This window comes from Salipiger sp. (assembly GCF_059781815.1).
Genome location: NZ_JBYNAH010000285.1, coordinates 1 through 5,755 on the forward strand (window position 1 = coordinate 1; position 5,755 = coordinate 5,755).

Here is a 5,755-nt window from a genome sequence, read left to right on the forward strand (position 1 = left end):
CGGGACAATTCACCCCGAGGTATTTTGAAACCAGAGAAGACAGGGGTGTGGCGCGGGGAAGGTCGCGTCAGTCTGCCAGGTAGGTCTCGAGGGTCTTCTGCACGCCGTGCGACCAGAGACGGTCGAGCCAGCCGGTGAAGAGCGAGGCGAACTGGCCGTTGCCGGCGAGATCGCCGTAGACCGTGCGCTGCTCGAGCCAGGCCACCGGGCGGGTCTTGGCCTCCGCCGACAGCGCCACCAGCCGGTCCCAGTCGGGATCGTTGGGGGCGATCTCGGTGCCATCCTCGAAATGGCCGGCGCAATAGCGGCACCAGAGGGCGGATTCGAGCGCCAGGCCGGTGATCGGCGCGCCCGCCGCGAGCCCGTCGAGGATCGAGGGGACGATGAACTTGGGTTGGCGGTTCGACCCGTCGAGGCAGAGCCTGCGGGTGGTGTCCTTCACCGCCGGGTTGGAGAAGCGCTCGTCGATCAGCTCGAGATAATCCGAGGGGGTGAAATCGGGCACCGGGTGCACATGCGGCAGCACCTCCTGCTCCTCGACCTTGCGGAAGAAGGCGTGCACCAGCGGGTGGGCCATGGCCTCGTCGACCAGCTCGCAGCCCAGCAGCGCGCCGGAATAGGCGATGATGGCGTGGCCGCCATTGAGGATGCGGATCTTCATCCGCTCGTATTCATGCACCTTGTCGGTGAAGGTGACGCCCACCGTCTCGAGCGCCGGCCGGCCCTGGGGAAACTTGTCCTCGAGCACCCATTGCCGGAACGGCTCGCAGGTCACCGGGACCGGATCCTCGAGGCCGAACTCGGCGGCGAGCGCGCGCTCGGCCTCGCCGGTGGCGGGCGTGATGCGGTCGACCATGGAGTTGGGGAAGGCGACGTTGGCGGCGATCCAGTCGGCCAGCGCCGGATCCGAGCGCCGGGCGGTGCCGACGACTGCGTCACGGGTCACATCGCCATTGCCGGGGATGTTGTCGCAGCTCATCACCGTGAACGGAGGCTGCCCGGCATCGTGGCGCGCCTTGAGGGCCGCGACGATGGCGCCGAAGACGGTCTTCGGAGCGTCCGGGGTCTCGCCGTCCGCGACGATGTCGGGATGGGTCGGGTCGAAGGTCGCGGTGGTGGGATCGACGTAATAGCCGCCCTCGGTCACGGTGAGCGACACGATGCGGGTGGCGGGATCGATCATCTTGGCGATCAGCGGCGCGTTGACGGGATCGACCTCGACGAAGTCGATCATCGCGCGGATGATGCGCGGGCGGTTGCCGGCGGGGGAGCGCTCGATCACCGTCGACAGGCAATCCTGCGCCTTCAGCGCGTCGCGCATGCGGGCATCGGGGGCGCGCACGCCGGCGCCGGTGATCGCCCAGCCGTGGTCGCGGCCGGTGGCGAAGAGATCGTCGAGATAGACCGCCTGGTGGGCGCGGTGGAAATTGCCAAGCCCCACATGCACGATGCCGTGGCTCAGACCGCTGCGGTCATAGGCGGGCAGGGCGACGCGGCTGTCGAGATCGCCCAGGGTTTCGTTGACCAGTTTCATTGAGATCGCCTCCGTCAGCTCATCCACTGACCGCCGTCCACGTTGTAGCACTGGGCGACGATGTACTCGGCCTCGTCGGAGGCCAGGAAAATTGCCATGCCGGTCAGGTCCTCGGCGGTGCCCATCCGGCCATAGGGGACGGCCTCGCCGACCTCCCGTTTCTTCTGTCCCGGCGCCTTGCCCTCGTATTTCGCGAAGAAGGCGTCGACCCCGTCCCAGTGTTCGCCGTCGACCACGCCGGGGGCGATGGCGTTGACGTTGATGCCGTGCTCGATGAGGTTGAGCCCGGCGCTCTGGGTCAGCGAGATCACCGCCGCCTTGGTGGCGCAGTAGACCGCGACCAGCGGCTCGCCGCGGCGCCCGGCCTGCGAGGCCATGTTGATGATCCGGCCCTTGATGCCGTGATCGATCATGTGCCGCGCCACCGCCTGAAGGGTGAACAGCGTGCCGCCGACATTGATGTCGAAGACCCGGATGTAATCCTCGCGGGTGATCTCGGTGATCGGCGCAGCAGTGAACAGCGCCGCGTTGTTGATCAGGATGTCGATCCGGCCGAGCCGCGCCACGGTCTCGGCGACGGCGGCGTCGATGCTCTCCTGCCGGGTGATATCCATCTCGACGGCGATGGCGGCCTCACCGAGCTCGGCGGCGGTTGCCTCGGCGCGCGCGATGTCGATGTCGGCGATCGCCACCTTGGCGCCCTCGGCGATATAGGCCTTGGCGAAGGCGGCCCCGATGCCGCGGGCGGCACCGGTGATCAGCGCGCATTTGCCGGCGAGACGGGTCATGCGCGCAGGCCCTGCTCGTTGAAGCGGTGGATCTTGTCGGCTTCGGGCGTCAGGAAGATCTTGTCGCCATGCTTGACCGAAAGCTCGCCGTCGACGCGCACGGTGATGGTCTCGGCCAGGCCGGTCTCATGCACGTGCAGGAAGGTGTCGGAGCCAAGGTGCTCGGCCACGCCGACCACGCCTTCCCAGGTGCCGGCCTCGGTCGAGGCGCCGATATGCTCGGGGCGGACGCCGATCTTGGCGGCGCCGTGCTGCTGGGCGACGTTGCCGCCGAAGATGTTCATCTTGGGGCTGCCGATGAAGCCCGCCACGAACTCGTTGCGCGGCTCGCGGTAGAGCTCCAGCGGGCTGCCGACCTGCTCGATATTGCCGGCGCGCAGCACCACGATCTTGTCGGCCATGGTCATCGCCTCGACCTGGTCGTGGGTGACGTAGATCATCGTGGTGGCGAGGCGCTTGTGCAGCTCCATGATCTCGAGCCGCATGCCCACCCGCAGCGCCGCGTCGAGGTTCGACAGCGGCTCGTCGAAGAGGAAGGCCTGCGGTTCGCGCACGATGGCGCGGCCGATGGCGACGCGCTGGCGCTGGCCGCCGGAGAGCTGGCCGGGACGGCGGTCGAGATAGTCGGTGAGGTTGAGCGCCTTGGCAGCACCGTCGATGCGCCGCTTCTGCTCGTCCTCGGGAATGCCGGCCATCTTCATCGGAAAGGCGATGTTCTTGCGCACCGACATGTGCGGGTAGAGTGCGTAGCTCTGGAACACCATGGCCAGTCCGCGCTGCGCGGGGGCCATGCGGGTGGCGTCTTCGCCGTCGATCCGGATCTGCCCCGAGCTGACATCCTCGAGCCCGGCGATCAGCCGCAGCAGGGTGGACTTGCCGCAGCCCGAGGGGCCGACGAAGACCACGAACTCGCCATCGTTGATGGTCAGGTCGAGCGGCGGGATGACGTTCACGTCACCGAAGCTCTTGGTCACTTTGTCGAGTGTGATACGTCCCATGAGAGGTTCTCCCGTTTTCTTATTTCACCGCGCCGAAGGTCAGGCCGCGGACGAGTTGCTTCTGGCTGAACCAGCCCATGATGAGGATCGGCGCGATGGCCATTGTGGAAGCCGCCGAGAGCTTGGCGTAGAACAAGCCCTCGGGGCTGGAGTAGGACGCTATGAAGGCCGTGAGTGGTGCTGCCTTGGCGGCAGTGAGGTTGAGCGTCCAGAATGCTTCGTTCCAGGCGAGAATGAAGTTGAGCAGCAGGGTCGAGGCGATGCCCGGGACCGCCATCGGCGTCAGGACATAGAGGATCTCGTCCCGCAGCGAGGCACCGTCCATGCGGGCCGCTTCGAGGATCTCGCCGGGGATTTCCCGGAAGTAGGTGTAGAGCATCCACACGATGATCGGCAGGTTGATCAGCATGAGCACGACGGTCAGGCCGATCTTCGTGTCGAGGAGCCCCAGCTTGATGAACAGCAGGTAGATCGGGTAAAGCACGCCGACCGCCGGAAGCATCTTGGTGCTGAGCATCCAGAGCAGGATGTCCTTGGTGCGCGGCGAGGGCACGAAGGCCATCGACCAGGCCGCCGGGATCGCCACGATCAGGCCGAGCAGGGTGGAGCCGCCGGCGATGAAGATCGAGTTCCACAGGAACTCGGCGTAGTCCGAGCGCTCCATGACCGCGGCGTAGTTTTCGGTCGTCCAGTCGAAGAACAGGAAGACGGGCGGATCGGCGATGGCCGTGGCCTCGGTCTTGAAGCTGGTCAGGATGGTCCAGAGGATCGGGAAGAAGATCAGCAGACCGACGGTCCAGGCCGCGGCGGTGTTGATCGCCTTGCGTTGGGTGGTGATTTCGCGTGCCATGTCTGGTCTCTCCTCAGGCGTCGAGGTTCTTGCCGACGATCCGCATCAGGAAGATCGCGATGATGTTGGCGAGGATGACGGCGTAGATACCGCCGGCGCTGCCAAGTCCGACATTCTGGCTCTCGAGCACGCGCTGGTAGATCAGGTAGGTCAGGGTGCGGGTGCCGAAGCTGCCCTGCGTGGTGACGAAGATCTCGGCGAAGATGCCCAGAAGGAAGATCGTCTGGATCAGCAGCACGATGGTGATGGCGCGGCTGAGGTGCGGCAGGATGATGTAGATGAAGCGCGAGACCCACGGCGCGCCGTCCATCTCGGCGGCCTCGATCTGTTCGCTGTCGAGCGATTGGATCGCGGTCAGAAGGATCAGCGTGGCGAAGGGCAGCCACTGCCACGACACGATCATCACGATCGAGGTCAGCGAGGCCTGGCTCAGCCACTCCACCGGCGTCGCGCCGAAGAAGGTCCAGAGATGGGCGAAGAGGCCGTTCACCGGGTCCATGAACATGTTCTTCCAGACCAGCGCCGAGACGGTGGGCATGACGAAGAAGGGCGCGATCACGAGGATGCGGACAACGCCCTGACCCCACATCGGCTGGTCGAGCAGCAACGCCAGGGCGATGCCGAGGACGATGGTGATGACGAGCACGCCACCGACGATGATCAGCGTCGCCCAGATGCTGGGCCAGAAGGCCGAGGAGGTGACGAAGCGGACGTAATTCTCGAAGCCGACCCATCCGAGGTCGCCACCGCGCAGCGGCAGGTATTGCTTGAACGAGAAGACGAGGGTCATCGTCAGCGGCACAAGCATCCAGCCGAGAAGCAGGATCACCGCGGGTGCCAACATCAATCGGGCTGCTGATCGTGCGTGCTGGGTCGCCATGGCAAACCTCCTTGGGGGTGCGGACAGTCCGAGCGCCGCGAAGAGGCCAGCTCAGATCCTGTCGGACGGGTCTTTTGTCGTTGAGGGTCGGATCGGTTGGGGGGCGGCACAGGCCGCCCCCCGATCCGGGCTACAGGGGGAGAGTCAGTAGCCCGCAGCTTCCATTTCGTCGGTGGTGATGGCCTGGGCCTTCTCGAGCGCTTGCTCGACGGTCTGCTGACCGGCCAGCGCTGCGGAGAGTTCCTGGCCCACCTGGGTGCCGATACCCGCGAATTCCGGGATCGCGACGAACTGGACGCCGGTGTAGGGCACCGGATCAACGGTCGGCTGGTTCGGGTCAGCCTCGTTGATGCTGTTCAGGGTCATCTCGGCGAACGGCACCTTCTGGTACTCGGGGTTCTCGTACAGCGAGGTGCGGGTACCCGGGGGCACGTTCGCCCAGCCCTCTTTCGAGGCGACGAGCTGGGTGTATTCCTTCGAGGTTGCCCATGCGACGAACTTCTTGGCCGCGTCCTCGGAGTCGGTGCCGGCGGGGATGCCGAGCGACCATGCCCAGAGCCAGTTGCCGCGCTTGCCGAGGCCGTTGTCGGGTGCGAGGGCGAAGCCCACGTGCTCGGCCACGGTGGAGTCGTTGGGGTTGGTCACGAAGGAGGCCGCCACGGTGGCGTCGATCCACATGCCGCACTTGCCCTGCTGGAACAGCGA

The 5,755-nt window shown here is 66.0% G+C and carries 6 protein-coding genes; all 6 read right to left on the bottom strand.

The window, feature by feature from the left end:
- Window positions 1-67 precede the first annotated feature (67 nt).
- On the bottom strand, window positions 68-1,534 hold the full coding sequence (locus tag AC6RA4_RS22855; RefSeq protein ID WP_500164218.1) for a mannitol dehydrogenase family protein: 1,467 nt from the start codon (window positions 1,532-1,534) through the stop codon (window positions 68-70).
- A gap of 14 nt (window positions 1,535-1,548) precedes the next feature.
- A complete protein-coding gene (locus AC6RA4_RS22860; RefSeq protein ID WP_500164219.1) occupies window positions 1,549-2,322 on the bottom strand; it encodes an L-iditol 2-dehydrogenase in 774 nt (257 codons plus the stop codon).
- Window positions 2,319-3,320 carry an ABC transporter ATP-binding protein gene (locus AC6RA4_RS22865; RefSeq protein ID WP_500164221.1) on the bottom strand — a complete coding sequence of 334 codons (1,002 nt, stop codon included), beginning with the start codon at window positions 3,318-3,320 and terminating at the stop codon, window positions 2,319-2,321. The genes AC6RA4_RS22860 and AC6RA4_RS22865 overlap by 4 nt, the downstream gene beginning before the upstream one ends.
- A gap of 19 nt (window positions 3,321-3,339) precedes the next feature.
- A complete protein-coding gene (locus AC6RA4_RS22870) occupies window positions 3,340-4,170 on the bottom strand; it encodes a carbohydrate ABC transporter permease (RefSeq protein WP_500164223.1) in 831 nt (276 codons plus the stop codon).
- A gap of 13 nt (window positions 4,171-4,183) precedes the next feature.
- Window positions 4,184-5,050 (bottom strand): carbohydrate ABC transporter permease, encoded by an 867-nt coding sequence (locus tag AC6RA4_RS22875; protein WP_500164225.1) that lies wholly within the window; start codon window positions 5,048-5,050, stop codon window positions 4,184-4,186.
- Window positions 5,051-5,194: 144 nt separating this feature from the next.
- Window positions 5,195-5,755, bottom strand: a 561-nt coding sequence (locus tag AC6RA4_RS22880; protein WP_500164227.1) for an extracellular solute-binding protein, incomplete at its 5' end; no start/stop codon positions are given.

Bases quoted from the DNA above. Each gene is read 5' to 3' on its own strand.
- AC6RA4_RS22865 (WP_500164221.1), bottom strand. From the start codon at position 3,320: ATGGGACGTATCACACTCGACAAAGTGACCAAGAGCTTCGGTGACGTG.
- AC6RA4_RS22875 (WP_500164225.1), bottom strand. From the start codon at position 5,050: ATGGCGACCCAGCACGCACGATCAGCAGCCCGATTGATGTTGGCACCC.
- AC6RA4_RS22855 (WP_500164218.1), bottom strand. From the start codon at position 1,534: ATGAAACTGGTCAACGAAACCCTGGGCGATCTCGACAGCCGCGTCGCC.
- AC6RA4_RS22860 (WP_500164219.1), bottom strand. From the start codon at position 2,322: ATGACCCGTCTCGCCGGCAAATGCGCGCTGATCACCGGTGCCGCCCGC.
- AC6RA4_RS22870 (WP_500164223.1), bottom strand. From the start codon at position 4,170: ATGGCACGCGAAATCACCACCCAACGCAAGGCGATCAACACCGCCGCG.